The sequence below is a fragment of the Myxococcales bacterium genome (genome assembly GCA_016716835.1).
Lineage (GTDB): Bacteria > Myxococcota_A > Polyangia > Haliangiales > Haliangiaceae > JADJUW01.
The window spans coordinates 1776041-1791142 of record JADJUW010000001.1 but is presented as its reverse complement, the minus strand read 5'-3'; the positions used below and the strand labels follow the sequence as shown (position 1 = coordinate 1791142).

Annotated in this window: 15 protein-coding genes; all 15 read left to right on the top strand. The window is 63.7% G+C overall.

Translation table 11 applies throughout. The features are described from left to right. The first annotated feature begins 6 nt into the window (after positions 1-6). The 15 genes from IPL79_07930 to IPL79_07860 all read left to right on the top strand — a co-directional run bounded on the left by IPL79_07930 (position 7) and on the right by IPL79_07860 (position 15060). The gene (locus IPL79_07930; protein ID MBK9070912.1) at positions 7-1074 is read left to right on the top strand and encodes a hypothetical protein; all 1068 of its coding nucleotides are present in this window, start codon (positions 7-9) and stop codon (positions 1072-1074) included. Then, positions 1071-1739 carry a hypothetical protein gene (locus IPL79_07925; protein MBK9070911.1) on the top strand — a complete coding sequence of 223 codons (669 nt, stop codon included), beginning with the start codon at positions 1071-1073 and terminating at the stop codon, positions 1737-1739. The genes IPL79_07930 and IPL79_07925 overlap by 4 nt, the downstream gene beginning before the upstream one ends. Beyond that, positions 1736-2461: a hypothetical protein gene (locus IPL79_07920; GenBank protein ID MBK9070910.1), complete on the top strand. Its 726-nt coding sequence runs from the start codon at positions 1736-1738 to the stop codon at positions 2459-2461. Before IPL79_07925 ends, IPL79_07920 begins: the two co-directional genes overlap by 4 nt. Positions 2462-2561: 100 nt before the next feature. Next, complete coding sequence (locus IPL79_07915; GenBank protein ID MBK9070909.1) at positions 2562-2753, top strand: hypothetical protein; 192 nt, start codon at positions 2562-2564, stop codon at positions 2751-2753. After that, positions 2750-3154, top strand: a complete 405-nt coding sequence (locus IPL79_07910) for a GPW/gp25 family protein (protein MBK9070908.1) — start codon at positions 2750-2752, stop codon at positions 3152-3154. Before IPL79_07915 ends, IPL79_07910 begins: the two co-directional genes overlap by 4 nt. Then, the gene (locus IPL79_07905; protein ID MBK9070907.1) at positions 3151-6162 is read left to right on the top strand and encodes a putative baseplate assembly protein; all 3012 of its coding nucleotides are present in this window, start codon (positions 3151-3153) and stop codon (positions 6160-6162) included. The genes IPL79_07910 and IPL79_07905 overlap by 4 nt, the downstream gene beginning before the upstream one ends. Next, a complete protein-coding gene (locus IPL79_07900) occupies positions 6159-7064 on the top strand; it encodes a phage tail protein I (GenBank protein ID MBK9070906.1) in 906 nt (301 codons plus the stop codon). Before IPL79_07905 ends, IPL79_07900 begins: the two co-directional genes overlap by 4 nt. Beyond that, a complete protein-coding gene (locus IPL79_07895; protein MBK9070905.1) occupies positions 7061-7963 on the top strand; it encodes a hypothetical protein in 903 nt (300 codons plus the stop codon). Before IPL79_07900 ends, IPL79_07895 begins: the two co-directional genes overlap by 4 nt. A gap of 5 nt (positions 7964-7968) precedes the next feature. Next, positions 7969-8586, top strand: a complete 618-nt coding sequence (locus IPL79_07890) for a hypothetical protein (protein MBK9070904.1) — start codon at positions 7969-7971, stop codon at positions 8584-8586. 53 nt (positions 8587-8639) lie between these two features. Continuing rightward, positions 8640-9329, top strand: a complete 690-nt coding sequence (locus IPL79_07885) for an FHA domain-containing protein (protein ID MBK9070903.1) — start codon at positions 8640-8642, stop codon at positions 9327-9329. After that, entirely contained in the window at positions 9326-10804 is a 1479-nt protein-coding gene (locus tag IPL79_07880; protein ID MBK9070902.1) for an FHA domain-containing protein, read from the top strand. The genes IPL79_07885 and IPL79_07880 overlap by 4 nt, the downstream gene beginning before the upstream one ends. A gap of 110 nt (positions 10805-10914) precedes the next feature. Then, positions 10915-12837: an FHA domain-containing protein gene (locus IPL79_07875; GenBank protein MBK9070901.1), complete on the top strand. Its 1923-nt coding sequence runs from the start codon at positions 10915-10917 to the stop codon at positions 12835-12837. Between the two features lie 89 nt (positions 12838-12926). Further along, a complete protein-coding gene (locus tag IPL79_07870; GenBank protein MBK9070900.1) occupies positions 12927-14438 on the top strand; it encodes an AAA family ATPase in 1512 nt (503 codons plus the stop codon). Next, the gene (locus IPL79_07865; protein ID MBK9070899.1) at positions 14438-14845 is read left to right on the top strand and encodes a DUF1257 domain-containing protein; all 408 of its coding nucleotides are present in this window, start codon (positions 14438-14440) and stop codon (positions 14843-14845) included. The genes IPL79_07870 and IPL79_07865 overlap by 1 nt, the downstream gene beginning before the upstream one ends. After that, positions 14845-15060: a DUF2997 domain-containing protein gene (locus tag IPL79_07860; protein MBK9070898.1), complete on the top strand. Its 216-nt coding sequence runs from the start codon at positions 14845-14847 to the stop codon at positions 15058-15060. The genes IPL79_07865 and IPL79_07860 overlap by 1 nt, the downstream gene beginning before the upstream one ends. The last annotated feature ends 42 nt before the right edge of the window (positions 15061-15102 follow it).

The following is a 15102-nucleotide window of genomic DNA, read 5'->3' as shown; positions in this document are numbered from 1 at the left end:
GTCGTCGTGCCTGAGCTCCGCGTCGAGTATCCCGGCCTGACCCTGCACGACGTGCAGAGCATCGTCATCGAGCGCGACCTCGATCAGCCTGACGTGGCAACGATCTCGGTACACGACAGCCGCGCCTCGATTGGCAAGGCCATCCATCTCGGCGATACGCTCAAGATCTTTGGCGTGCCGCCGGGTGCGGATGGCGAGGAGGCGCTGCTATTTTCCGGGGAGTTGCTCGGCCTTGAATACCAAAGCCAACACAGCACGTTGATGGTCCAGCTCCGAGCGTTTGGTATGCTGCACAGGTTGGCGCGGCGCCGCATCGCCGCATCGATACCCATTGATGATGGCGAAAAGCAGCTGAAGGCCCTCATCGAAGAGTTCATCAAGGGCACCGATGTTAAGGTGGGCAAGGTCGCCAGCGGCACGGTCCAGGTCTCACGTTATGCCCACTTGCAGACCCCGCTGGATATCCTGGGTGCCATGGCCCACGAGGCCGGCTGCGCGATGTGGATCGACGACCAAACCAAGGACAGCCGCGACCAGCTGGTGTTTGAGCAGGTGCCGCTCAGTGGTTCGCCAGCGCTGACGTTTGTCCCCAAGCGCGACATGAAAGGGTTTCCTTATCAGACGGCGCGGGCTGAGGTGTCGCTGGTGCGGCTGCCGTCCTCCGTCGAGGTGCGAGGGTGGAATTCGAAAGATCAAAAAGCGATCGTCGGCACCGCCAAGGCAAAAGACGTCGCCAGCGGGTGCAAAGTTGAGTTTCCTATTAAGGCGGGCGAAAATCCGGTGTTGCTTAGCGAGGCCGACTTGCTCGCCGACGGCGATGCCGAGGCCCGCGCCAAAAATGTCATGGCGCGCGCGGCGAGGCAGGCCGCCAGCGCCGAAGTGGTGCTCGATACGCTGCCGCCGCAAGGCACCGGCCTTGGACTTGCGGTGACGCTTGCGATGCACGACCAGGGCGAGGATCCCATGAATGGGAGCTACTTCGTTCGCGGCGTGCGCATAAGCCAACGCGCGGGCGGCGTCATGTCGTCGACGATCAAGCTCAGCCGTCACGTAGTGCCCAAGGATCCTGCATGAGCCTGACCCCGGGCTTGCTCGTCGGCGTAGTGGAGGACACCAACGATCCCGAAGGCCTGGGACGGGTCAAGGTCTTGATCGAAGGCGTCGTCGCGGAGTCGCTAGGTTGGCTGCCCATGCGGACATTTGGTGCGGGTGCCGAGGCGGGGCTCTATACGCCGCCGCAGCCTGGCGATCAGGTGGCGCTCGCTCGCTTGCGCGGCGCCGCCGCGGCCTATGTGGTGCTGGGCGGCGTGTGGTCGGCCGCGATGACGCCGCCCGAAACAAATGAGGGCGAGGACAACGTCTTTCGCGGTTTTCGCAGCCGCTCCGCGCAGCGCCTAACCTTTGACGACTCAGGCAAGGCCAAGCTGGTGTTTGTGACCGCAGGGGGGACCGGTGCGTTTGGCATGGGCGCCTTTGCCAAGGACGGCAGCGGCGACAACGCGGTGGAGTTGCCGCGCAATAATCTCGTCGGCGACAAGGGCGTCGCGCTGGCTGGCAAAGAAGCAGTGGAGTTGCGCGCACCGGATGGTAAAATTTCCATAAAGGCCAAGGAGATTACGGTGTGGGCCATGCAAAAGCACACCGCCTCTGGCAAGTCGGCCGCGGTTGAAGCGACGCAAACCAAGCTTGCCGCCATGGGTGCGCTGATGCTCGGCGGCTCGACGGTGGGGTCAAAGTGAAGGGACCCGCGGCCTTCATGGCGCCGCGGCCGCAGGCAACTGGCGCGCGCCTTCACGGCACCTTCGTCGGCAAGGTGATCGACAACGCGCCAGGCGGCGCCACGCCGCATCTTGTAGAGCTGATGATTCCCGCGCTCGATGCGTCGCTCGCCATGCCACTGGCGCGCGTGCTAACGCCGTTTGCCGCGGCCGGGGCCGGTTACGTTTGGTGGCCGGCGGTGGACGAGCAGGTGCTGGTGACCTTTATCGACGGCCGCGTCGAAATGCCTGTGGTGATTGGCAGCTTGTGGCACCCCGAAAATAAGCCGCCCGAGCCCGCGGCAGATGCGCCAAAACACGCGGTGCTCCGCACCAAAGGCGGCCTGCGGCTCATTTTTGACGACGACGCGGAGCGCATCGTGCTGGTCCATTCTGATGGCGAGACCGCGCTCTTGCTTGACGACAAAACGGTCATTTTGCAGAGCAAGAAAGACATTGCCATCGAAGCCGCGGCTGGCGTCGTTGGGATTGCCGCCAAGGAAGTTGCGGTGAGTGGCGCCGACGCCGTGGTTTATAAGGGCACGACCTCGGCCACGGTGGCGGGCGCCAAGACCACCATTGGCGGCGGTGGCCTTGCCTTGTCGGGGATGCTGCAACTCAATCCCGCCGGGGCGGCAGCGCTTTCGCCGGCGACCCCCAAGGGCGTGGTTTCGCCGGTTTCGCCAGGCAAACTCAAAAAATAGCGCGCCCGCGCCGCAAAAAACCGCTAACCCTGCAAGATCTTGCTGATTATCGGTCCATTCGATTGCGGCCAACAAACGCCAATTACTATGATTCGCGCGCGTGGCAGAGCCGACCAACCCAGAGGACGAAGTGATTTGGCTTGGCGTGCTCGACGAGCTCGTAGCAGGTCGCGGCGCTGACGTGCCCTGTCCGTTTTGCGGCGCGCGGCCGCTTTTGGTCACGCGCGAGGGTGCGCTGACGCGGGTGTCGTGTAGCGGCTGCAAGCGCTTCATCGAAGGGCAGCTCGGATGAGCGATGACCGCCAGCGCCTAGGCAAGGGGTGGCGGTTCCCGGTCAGCCTGCAGCTCGCGGGCGGCGTCGGCGTGTCCGCCTTTGAGGCAAACGTGCGCGAGTCGATCTTCGTCATCTTGGGGACCGCGCCCGGCGAGCGCGTCGGGCGCCCCGAATTTGGCTGCATGATTCACGATCTTATGTTTGCGCCGAATAACGCGGCCACGGCCGCGCTGGCGAAGTATTACTGCGAGACCGCCATCGCGAAGTTTGAACCGCGCGTCCGCGCCGTGGCCATCGCCGCGAGCCCCAGCAGCAGCGAACCCAATCGCCTCGACATCAAGGTGGCGTACGTGCTTGCCGACGAATCGACGCCGCGCAACCTCGTCTATCCCTTCTACTTGCAGGAAAGCGCGTCATGATACCTTCCCCAAAACTAGACGACCGAGACTACGCGGATCTGCTGGCCGAGGCGTTGCGGCTGATTCCGCGCTATGCGCCGGAGTGGACCAACCACAACCCGTCGGATCCTGGCATCACGCTGCTCGAGCTGTCGGCGTGGATGGCCGACACGCTGCTTAAGCGCGTCAACAAGACGCCTGACAAGAATTACGTCGCCTTGCTCAACCTGCTCGGCATCTCGCTGCAGCGCGCCAAGCCCGCGCGCACGCTGCTGCAGTTTGCGTTGGCGCCCGGCGCGGCCAAGCAATTGGTGCCCCGCGGGACGCTCGCCTCGACGCCGCACCTCGCCGACCAGGAGCCGGTGGTCTTTGAAACCGTCGAAGACGTCGTGCTGACGAGTTGTCGTCCCGATCGCCTGGTGAGCTACTACAAAGATAGCTATGCCGATCATCGCCAGGCCATCGACGCCGACGGCGGGCAAGGCTTTCCCGCGTTCGCCGGGGCTACGCGCGTCGATCGCTACCTCTACGTGGGCGATCCGCGCTTCGCCAACACCGGCGACGCTTCGCAACTGCGCGTGCTCATCGCGGCGCCGGAGACGGGCCACCGCGATCTCGCGCGGCTCTTGCAATGGGAGTTTTTCAACGGCCAACGTTGGACCGCGTTGCGCCCGGCAGGTGTTGATGTCGAACGCGGCGAGGTGGTCTTTGCCGGCCCGCTAAGCATCGAGCCGACGGTGGTGTTTGATCGCGAGGAGCGGTGGCTGCGCGGGCGCCTGGCCGAAGCGCCGGCTCACCCGCAGGAAACCGAAATGGACACGGTCTCGTGCCGCGTCGAGGTAAGCGGCGAGGGCATCGCGCCGACGAAGGCGCTGATCAGCAGCGAGGCAGGTGCGTTTGTCCCGGTCGAACTGTCGCGCCACTTCTCACCGTTTGGGCGCCAGCCCAGTGCCGATGCGGCCTTCTACGTTACGAGCGACGAGCTGCTCGCCGTGCCGTCGGCCTATGTGACGTTTGAATTTACGCTCGCCGACCAGTCGGCCTTTCCCGCCCCTGGCCCAAGCGATGACCTGGTCGTCGCGTGGGAATATTTTGACGGCAAAAAATGGCAATACCTAGGGCGCACCAGCACGCGCGGCCTCTTGCCTGGCGCCGGCGACGAGTTTGGCTTCCACGACGAGAGCCGCGGGCTGTCGCGTTCGGGCGTGCTGAGCTTCCGCAGACCCGCCGACATGGAGCCGGTCGACGTCGGCGGGGCGGTACATCGCTGGCTGCGCGCGCGCATCGAAAAGGGCGGGTTTGGCGAGCAAGGCAATTACTCGTTGGTTGGCGAGCAATGGGTCTACAAAGACGATAAGCCGCTGCGGCCACCAATGTTTCGCAGCATCAGCGTCCGCTACCGCGAAGACTATCAATATGCCAAGCACGTCGTGGCGTACAACGATTTTCGCTTCACGGACGTTTCGGAGCGGGCGCGGCAGCAATACGCGGTGTTTCAACCGTTCACGGTCGAGCGTGAGCAATCGCCAAGCCTTTACCTTGGGTTCACCAGCAAGCCACCAAACGATCCACAATCCCTGTATTTCGAGGTGGCCGCCAAGGCCGGTGGTTTCATCGATGAGGCCGGGCCCTCGGACCCGGAATTTGGCGACTACTTGCAGCTTGCCGCGGCGACCGTAGTGCCCGACCAGCGCTTGCAGTGGGAGATATTTAACGGCAAGGAATGGGCCGCGTTGGCGGTTAATGACCAAACCCGCAACTTGACGACCTCGGGGTTTTGGCAATTTTTGCCGCCATCTGAGTGGGCACCAAGCGAGCGGTTTGGTGACCAGCGTTACTGGTTGCGCGTGCGGCTCGAAATGGGCGGCTACGTGACGGGGCCAACCGTCGTACGGCTGCTGACCAATTCGGTGGCGGCCGAGAATTCGATCACGGTTGAGCACGAGGTGCTCGGCTCATCCAATGGGCGACCGTTGCAGGAATTCGCGTTGGCGCGCGGGCCGGTCATCGGCACCGTGGTGCTAGAGGTCAAAGAGCGCGAGCGGCCGTCCGATGTCGAATTGGCGGGGCTGGCACCCGACGCCTATCGGCAGATTGCCACGGGCGCCGAAGCGGGCCACTGGGTGGCATGGACACAGGTTGACGATTTTTTGGCCTCAGGGCCCACCAGCCGCCATTTCATCGTTGACGATGCGAGCAACACGCTGCGATTTGGCGACGGTCGTCGCGGCATGGTGCCGCCCGAGGGTCGCGACAACCTCGTCGCACGGCGATATCACGTCGGCGGCGGCGGGGGTGGCAATGTCAATCGCGGCACCATCACCTCCATGTATCGCGCCATCGCCTATGTGCAAGCGGTGCGCAATCCCATTGCCGCCACCGGCGGGGCAAATCGCGAGACGCTCGAAGCGGCCAAGCTGCGCGCGCCGTATGTGATTCGAAGTCGAGATCGCGCGGTGACGGCCGAGGATTTCGAGATGTTAGCCTTGCGCGGCTCGATGTCGCTGGCGCGGGCTAAATGCGTCGCCGATACCACGCATCAGGGCGTGGTGCGGTTGGTGGTGGTGCCTCAGCTCGATGCGGGCGCAGAGCTGGCCACCCACCTGCTGCCCTCACCCGAAGTGGTGCGCTCGGTGGGGCGCTATCTCGACGAACGCCGCCTGGTCGGCACCTTGCTCGAGGTCGTGCCGCCGCGCTATCGCGATGTGTCGGTGCGCATCGCGCTCTTACGCCGCGGCGTTGGCGTCTCCGAGCGCTTGCGCGTTGACATCGAGCGCTTAGTGCGACGCCTGCTGCATCCGCTGCACGGCGGCAAGGACGGCGCCGGCTGGGAGTTCGGCCGGCCAATCGTCAAGTCCGAGCTCATTCACCTCGTCGAGGGCCTGCCCGGCGTTGATCGCGTCGACGGCATCACGTTGATCGACGACACGCGCCGCGCGGGCGTCGAGCACGTCTCACTGGCTGACGACGAATTGCCCTTCGTGGTTTCCGTCGACGTGACAGAGAAAGTGCGGAGCGACGTCGAATGACCTCGGACATGGTCAAGGTGCCCGATCTAACGCAGGTGCCGCTGGCGACGGCGACGATCATCTTGGCGCAGGCGGGCCTGGGTGCGCCTGAGGTGTTGTTTAGCGAGAGTTACGAGGACAAGGATATTGTTCTGCAGCAAGCGCCGGCCCGCGGGCACATTGCCACGCGAGGCACCGCGGTCACGGTGTGGGTGGCGCGCCGCGGCTACGTGCAGTATCTGCCGGCCATCTATCGCCGCTCCGACGCCGTCGGCAAGAATCTCGTGCGCGATCTGTGCTTTCTGCTCGAGCACATGTTCGGGTCGATCGAAGACGTCATCGATCGAGAGGCCTCGTTTTTTGATCCCGAGGCTTGCCCCGAGGAATTCTTGCCGTACCTGGCGCAGTGGACCGCCTTTGCCCTCGATCTCGAGTGGCCGCTGGAGCGCAAGCGCCGGCTGGTGCGCCACGCCGTGACCCTGTTTCGCCTGCGCGGCACCGCCAAGGGCATGCGCCTGTTCATCAAGCTGTTCTGCGGCCACGAGCCGACGATCATCGAGAATGAATGGCCGTTCGCTGGCTTTCGCGTCGAGTCCGACGCGCGCATCGGCGTGGACTCGATGATTCTTCCGCCCATTGATCGCGCTAGGTGCTTCATCGTGCGCATGCCGGTGGCCTTTAGCGAATTAAGCCTCGACATGGTCGTGCGCATCCACCACGTGATCGCGCTCGAGAAGCCGGCCCACGCGGTGTATTGCCTGCGCTTTGCGGACGATGACAAGCGACCAAACGTACAAGAATTGATGCCAATCGGCGTGGGAATGGGGATCGGCGTCTATGACGAACCGACCAACGATGGGCTCGGCGGTGAAGCCAAGCCCACCCGCAAGACGAAGTCCAAGCCAACGAGGAGCGCGCAATGAGCGAACAACACGGTTTTAAACGCATCAATTTTTTCAAGGGGTTTCTCACCACCGAGAAAGATTGGAACGATGCGGAGCAGTATCACATCGAAAAGCGCCAGCTCCACGCGCGCAGCCTGCATGCGCCCGGCGTGGTGGCCGGCGTCGGCGGCGATCTGAAAGTCATCGCGCGGGCGCGCGGCGACATGTCCGTCGAGGTGCAAAGCGGCTACGCCGTCGATGGCCAAGGCCGCGACCTGTATGTGCCCGAGCCCGTGATCAAGACAATTAACCCGGATGACTACAAGTTGCCGCAGACCGTCTACCTCGTCTTGCGCTACTACGAAGAGTTTAGCGACTTCATCGCCTACAAGGAAAATCTCGACTACAAGGGCCACCGGCGGGTGCTTGAGTCGTGCAAGGTTGAGTTGTCGCAGACCGAGCCCGACGCCCAGCGAGAGGTCGAGCTGGCGCGGATCACCTTGGAAAAAGGCATGACGCGCGTGCGCGATGCGCGCGACGCCAGCGATCCTCGTCCCGGCGAACTCGATCTGCGATTCGCCCCGCGCGCCGGCGTCGCAGGCTCCTGGCTGGCCCCCGCTACCAAACAGAAATTCGCTGCCACGATTACCTTCTTGCGCAAGTGCGCCACCGAGTTCGCGCGACGTGGCGTGCACGGCGCGCGCGATGCGAGCGCGACGGCAAACGCGGTGCTGGTCGCCTGCCTCGCCGAAAGCGTCGACTTGCGCAACGCCTTTGGGCTCTTCGAGCTGTTGCTCGATGCGCAGGGCGAGCTCGTCTTTGATATCGATGCCAACCACGGCGAGATCGCGCAGAAGCGTGAATTGCCGAATACCGCCGCGCGCTCGAGCTGCTGCGCGGCGGGCTTGGCGAGGGCCAGCGCGATGCGGCGAGCCTAACCACGATGCTCGCCTATCAGGCGCGTGCATCTGATGCGGCATGGGCGGCCTTGGGAGAAAAGCCGGTGGCCCAGGCGCCGCGTGCGGAGGACAAGCCCAAGGCCCTCTCGCTCGACGATTGGGAGTCCATCAAGTCGCTGCCCACGCTCAAGGAAACGCTTGACGTCGGCGGCGTCAATTGGGTCATGGTCGATCAACTTGATATTTTAGCCAAGGATTCCGAAGCGCGTCACCAATTTGCGATCAAGGAAGCCAAAGATAGCTATCGCTCGCGGCAGCGGCTTAAGTATCCCGATGGCACGGTCGTCGAGGACACGGGGCGCGCCCACGTCGGTGGTTGGGCAGAATACAAGCTGCTCAATCTCCAGCCGGGGCGTCCCGTCGTCATTTTGCGTCGCATGGACTATGTCTACGGCGACTACGAGCTCGACTTTCAGGTGAACGGCAAGTCGGTCGCGGTCAGCAGCTGCACCGGGACCGATCGCGTGAATCGCTGGCGCAACTGGCCGGTGCTGATCCCGGCCGAGGTAGTGACCGAGTCGACCTTGCTGGTGCGGCAGCTATCCCTGACGGCGGGCCGCGACGTCAACATGTTTCAGATCTGGGCCTATCAGCCCAAATAGGCCGCGATTAGCGCGCCGCCCTAACTCCATGTAGACTAGTCGCGGACCTCTTCATGATCCTGAAGTATCTCGAACCAATATTGGCGCCGTTTCGCGAGTTGCGAAACCGGATTGTCGGGGTCAAGACCACCAAGGGCAACATGGTTGCCGAGGCCAAATACGTGCGCACCCTCGGCAAGGCGGGCAAGCAGGAGCTCGCCGAGGCCAAGCAGCAAGCGGGCGCGGTTCATGGCAAGGTGCAGAGCGCGCGAGGGAGGGCAGCAGGCATGGCAGGCAAAGGACAGACGTCGCAGGGCGTCATGATCGTCAAGGGGGCGTGGTTTTGGAAGAAGGCGGTCTGCCCGACCTGCGGCAAGGGGTATCCGCCGCAGACCTCGGTGTGCAGCGCATGCGCGGCGCCGAGCAAGACCCAGGCGTTTGCGGTCGACGTTGCCGGCGGTGGCGGCACGACCCAATTGCTCGGATGGGTGGTCCCGCTGCAGGGGCCGCAACGCGGCGAGCTGTTCGCGCTGTCTCCTAAAACCTTGGTCGGTACGGATCCTGAGTGCGACGTCGTTTTGCATGACAAGTTCATGTCGGCGCAGCACGCCGAGATAAAGGTCGAGGGCGGGGCGTGGATCGTCGCTGACCTCGGATCGACCAATGGCACCTATGTCAATGATAAGCGCGTTGACCGCCAAGAGTTGATTGATAACGATTTTGTCAAGTTTGGTTCCTCCTTGGTAAAGTTCAAGACGTTATGAACGCGGCGCGCTTTTTATCAATTTGTCTTGGCCTTGGGCTGCTGCTCGCGGCGCGCAACACCGTGGCCGCGCCGCAGGTGCGGCTAAAGCTGCAGATGCCCGACGAAATGCTCGACGCCAAGGCGGATACCACGCCGGTCATTACCGCGACGGTGATCGGGCTGCTCCCAGGCGTGGTCTCCGAGAAGGTAGCGTTGGTTCAGACGGACCTTGCCAAGCCGGTCACGCTGCCGGCCCAAGTTGTAAAAAAATATGTCGAAGGCAGCGAGACCCTTGCGCTCATTGTCCTCATCCAGGGCCAGGAGATCCGGATGGGGAACGAAAGCTACGCCGAGACCGAGGAAGATAAGTACGCCGGCGTCTTGGCCAAGCTGCCCCAGGCCTTTGAAGCCCTCGGCGGCATCGCGCCCAAAGGCTCGGTCGGGGGCATCGTGGTTTATGGCCAGGGTGCGGAGCTAAAGCTCCCCTTGGGCGACATCGCGGGGCTGACCGCCGACAAGCTCGGTAGCCAACGCGACTACCAGGGCAAGACGAGCCGCGATTTTGTCGCCGGCGTGCAAGAGGCGGTCTCGGTCTTGATGAATGCGAGCGCCAGTCGCCGCGTGCTCTTGGTGATTGGCGATGGCGCCGATACCAACCCCGAGACGGCCCGCGCCCAGCTCGCCGAGTTGCGCAAAAAAGCCGAAGGCTCACGCATTGAGCTGATCGCCGTGCACTTTGCCAATGAGGGCCTCGAGGGCGATCCGGCGCTGCTGCGCGTGCTCACCCCCAACGTCAAACGCGTCGCGGCCATGGATGGCCTGGCGACCGCGGTGCGCAATGCGGCCGACGACATCGGCGCGCGATTCTATGTCACCTTCTCCGCCTACGACGCCAAGACCAAGCGCGGCCTCGTGTTCGACGGGCTGGAGCACGAGTTCATGCTGCGGCTCGATCAAGAAGAGCTCGAGGCAGGCGGGCTGACCTTGCCGGCTTGGTCGTTTGACAAAAAGCGCCCCTTTCGCTGGTGGTTGTGGGCGGGCATTGGTGGCGGCGCGTTAGTGGTGTTCTTGCTGCTGCTCGCCTTGCTGCGGCGTGGACGCGCGCCGGCGCCGATTGCGGTCGCCGCACCGGTGGCCGACAGCGGCGGCGCCATGAAGACGGTTATGATTGGCGCAGGCGGCGATGAGTCTGGCTATCCCATCGTCGGCTGGCTGGTGCCGCTTAATGGAGCGCATCAATATCAGTCGTTTCGTTTGGAGTCGGGGCTGACCAAGCTTGGCACCGGGCCGGACAGTCACATCGGCTTGGGCGACACCTACATGAGCACCGAGCATTGCAAGATCCATTGCTCACCGACGGGCTTCATCTTGCAAGACGACAGCTCGACCAACGGAACCTTCGTCAATGATCAGCGCGTGGCGCGCCACGAATTGGTCGACAATGACGTGATCACGGTTGGCCGCACGCGCCTCAAATTCAAGTCGATCAACTAGTCGCCGTACCCCGCCTACATACATGTAGGTAAGCGGTCAAAAGCGGCGCAGCGAATTGGCGGCTTGCGGCTTGGGTGCGCCCTCCATTGTTCGCTACCATTAATCCACGAATGAGCACGCGCGTCGTATTCCGTGATAGCCGCGGCAGAGAAGGGGTTCTAGAGGTTACGCCCGATCAGGTGGTCACGATAGGTCGCGGCCTTGACTGCTCGATTCGCACCGATGATGGCATGGTGTCTCGGCTCCATGCGGTGATCAAGTTCGAGGCCACGGGTTGGTTCATCGACGACAAGGGCAGCGCCAACGGCACGACGGTGAACCAGGTAAAGGTTGCCAAGCAAGCGCTGCACCACCGCGACATCATCCAATGCGGTTCACTCGCCTTGCGCTTTCTCGACGAACCCGAGGCCCCCGTCGCGGGCGCGCGGCAGCCGAGGGTTTCCGCGTCGCCCGTCCCTGGAGGCGTGCCACCGCCGCCGCCTGCGCCGCCCGCGCCACCCGTCGCGGCATTGGCTGCGATTGCCGCGCCGTCGGTGCCCCCCGGTCGGCCCAAACGCGCCACGGCGCAGCAGGTGGGCGGCGAGTCGGTGCCGCCACCCATGCGTGAAGCCTCGCTTCCCTTTGGGGGCCCGCCGCCACGGCTTTCGGGGCGCATCCCTTCCATTGTGGTCGAGGATGGCTATGAACGCTCGGCGCCGGTGGATCTTGAAGCCACGGCCGCGCCACCATCGCCCGCCCTTGGAGATATTTTAGGCAAACCATCCTCGACGCGCGAGGCCTTACAAGACAAGTATGATCGCGAGGTCGCCGACGCCAAGCGCCTCCGCGCCGAGATCGCGACGTTGCGCGAGCGCGCCGACGACCTGCGGCTCCAACTGGCGGATCGCGACGAGCGCTTGCGCGCGGAGCAGCACGTCGCCGAAGAGCTGCGCAGCGACGCTGACCAGGCCAAGGCCGCGGCCGCGGCCGCGGGCAAGAGCGAGCAAATGATCAAGGAAACGCTCGACGCGCATGAGCGCGCGGCCAAGCGGGCCTTAGAAGACCTCGCCGCCGCGCGCAGCGAAATCGATGGCATGCGGGCGCAGCTGGGCGAGGCGAGGCGTGCCAAGGATGAGGGCTACAACGAAGTCAACGAACAAGTCCGCGAGATCGAGCGCCTGCGCGCGGTGATCGGCGAGCAAGAGCGCATGCTCGAAGAGCGGCGCATCGCGCTCGTTACCCTCGAAAGCACGCTGCAAGAGCAGCGCGCCGATAAGGACAAGCAGCTCGCAGCGTTCTCCAAGCAACGCGCCGAGCTCGCGGCGGCCGCGGAACACGTAAATGCTTCGGCCGAGCAGATCGAGCGCCTTACCCAAGAAAATGCCAAGCTCTCGCAGTTGGCCGCCGAGCTGTCGCGCAAGAACGCGAGCAGCGGCAACGATGACAGCGGCTATGGCGAAATCGTCGCCCGGCTGAGCGAAGAGCTGCGCGGCCTGCGCATGTCACATAGCACCATGGAACAGGCGCACGGCGCCTTGATGCGCGAACTCGACGCCGCGACGACGCAGGTCAACGAGGCGCGCCGCGAGCAGCTCGCGTGGCAGGAGGTAAGGCAGCAGCTCGAGCAACAGCTCATCGCCGCCAATGGCCAGGCGCAAGTACTCGAGCAAGAAATGCTCATGGCGCGGGCAGCCACCGCGGGGGCCGCGAGCGACGAAATCGAGGCGCTGCGGCAAAAAGTGCGCGACGCGCTCGCGCGCGCTGACGCGGCTGAGGCCAAGCTTGGCGACGCCTTTGGCGAGGACGCGTCGCCGACCGGCGTCTTTGGCACCCCAGCCAACATGGCCATGGTGGCGCGCGTCATGGAGGCAATCGAGGCCGTCAACGATGCCCTTAGCGAGCTGCGCAACCAAGCGCGCGTGGTGGCGATGGAGCTCGGCGACGGCGGCGACGCGGCGGTTGCATCGGAGTCGGCGACGGCGATGATCGAAACCGTCGAGACGGTGAAGGGTGCGCTGCGCGATCTGCGGCAGAGCGTCGAGGAGGCCCCGTGAATCCGCTCGTCAAGCGCAGCTCTAAGGCAGAGCTGGAAGATCTCATCCGCGCGCGTTATTCGCTGGTCTACGTCACTTCGCACGAAGAAATGCGGGTCGAGGAAAGCTTGCGCACCTTGTGCGTCGAACGCGAAATGCGCTGCGAGATTTGGTCGCTCACCGAGGGCATGCGCGTGGTGGCAAATGGCAGCGGCGCGCGCGATATCAAGGATCCGCTCAAGGCGCTCGACCACGTGGCGCGCGCCGAGGGCCGCGCGCTATTTATCCTGCGCGACTTCCACCCGTTTTTCAAAGAACCCGCGGTCGTGCGCAAGCTGCGCGATCTGGCAACCGAGCTGCGCAAAACCAAAAAAAGCGTGATCCTGCTCTCGCCGGTGTGCAAGTTGCCGCCTGAGCTCGAAAAATCGGTATCGGCGATCGTCGATTGGGAGCTGCCAACCCGCGGAGAGATTGAGGCCTGCGCGCGCAGCCTCCTCCCCAACACGCCGGTTGCCACGCGGCAGCTCGTCGAGGCCGACGCGAGCTACATGGAGCGCGTCGTCGAATCCGCGCTGGGGCTGACCTTGGTCGAGGCCGAAAACGTCTTTGCCAAGTCGATGGTGCGCACCCATACGTTCGACCTTGAAACGATTCTCGACGAGAAGAAGCAAATTATTCGCAAGAGCGGCCTGCTCGAGTACTACGAGCACCGCGAAGAGTTCTCCGATATTGGCGGGATGGATAACCTCAAGGAGTGGCTGGTGAAGCGTCGCCACGCCTTTTCGTCGCGCGCGCGCGATTTTGGCCTGCCGTTGCCCAAGGGCATCTTGCTCATTGGCGTGCCCGGCACCGGCAAGTCGCTTACGGCCAAGGCCGTGGGGGCGCTGTGGCAGATGCCGCTCCTCCGCCTTGATGTCGGCAAGGTGTTCGCGGGCCTGGTTGGCTCATCAGAAGAAAATATTCGCAACGTGATCAAGACGGCCGAGGCCATCGCGCCGGCGGTCCTTTGGATTGATGAGCTGGAGAAGGGCTTTTCGGGCACCGGCTCGTCGGGGCAATCCGATGGCGGCACTACCTCGCGCGTGTTCGGCTCGTTTATTACGTGGCTGCAGGAAAAGACGTCGCCCGTGTTCGTGATCGCGACGGCCAACAACGTGGCGCAGTTGCCGCCCGAGTTGCTGCGCAAAGGGCGCTTCGACGAGATCTTTTTCTGCGACTTGCCGGGACGCGATGATCGCCGCCAAATCATCGACATTCATCTGCGCAAAAAGAATCGCGACCCAAGCCAGTTCGATCTGGAAAAGCTTGTCGACCTCGCCACCGACTTCTCGGGCGCCGAGCTTGAGCAGGCGGTGATCTCAGCCTTGTACGATGCCTTCGATACCGGCGAAGACTTAACCACCGCGCGGATGGAAAAATCGCTGCGCGAGCTCGTGCCGTTGGCCGTGACTATGCGCGAGCAAATCGACGGCATGCGCGAATGGTCGCGCACCCGCGCGCGCCCGGCGTCGACCAAGGTCGGCGCCTCCGGCGGCAAAGGCTGGATGTCGCAATACGGTGGCAAGCCTTCCGGCGGCGAGCCGACACCGTCTGAAGGAGGCGAGCGCAAGCTCGAGCTTTAATGAGTCATTTCACCAAATGCGAATTAAAGATTACCAACCGCGAGGCGCTCAAGCTTGCGCTGGCTGATCTGGGTCATGTCTTTGCCGAGGCGGAGGCTGGGCAGCAGGTCGTCGTGCGCGGCTATCGCGGCGATACGCTCAAGGCCGCGATGTCGATTAACCTTGGCCAGTACGATGTTGGCGTCCTCGACAACGGCAATGGCACCTATGAGTTGACGGCGGATTGGTGGGGCGTCGAAACCACCCGCGGCATCTCCGAGAAAGAATTCCGCGACACGGTCAGCCAGCGCTACCAGTATCACAACGTCAAGATGGCGTGCGATGCGCAAGGCTACCAGCTCGAGGAAGAGGTGAACGAGGAGGACGGTTCGATCCGCCTCGTCGTGAGAAAGTGGGTTAGCGAATAATGCGCAAACAGGACTTGGAAATCACGATCTCGCCGACGGGCGAGGTGGCGTTCGTCGTCAAGGGCATGGCCGGCAAAGGGTGCCTTGCGGAGACCAAGTTTCTCGAGGCGGCGTTGGGAGGCGGCGTGACGTCGCGCGAAATGACGAGCGAGTACTACGGCGCAGGCGCCGGGGCCACGCAAGAGGCCGCGATCGTCGCCGGCGAAGACGAGTAGGCGGCCGCTGAGAGGCAGTTGGGGCGGCAATTCGCGCCCACT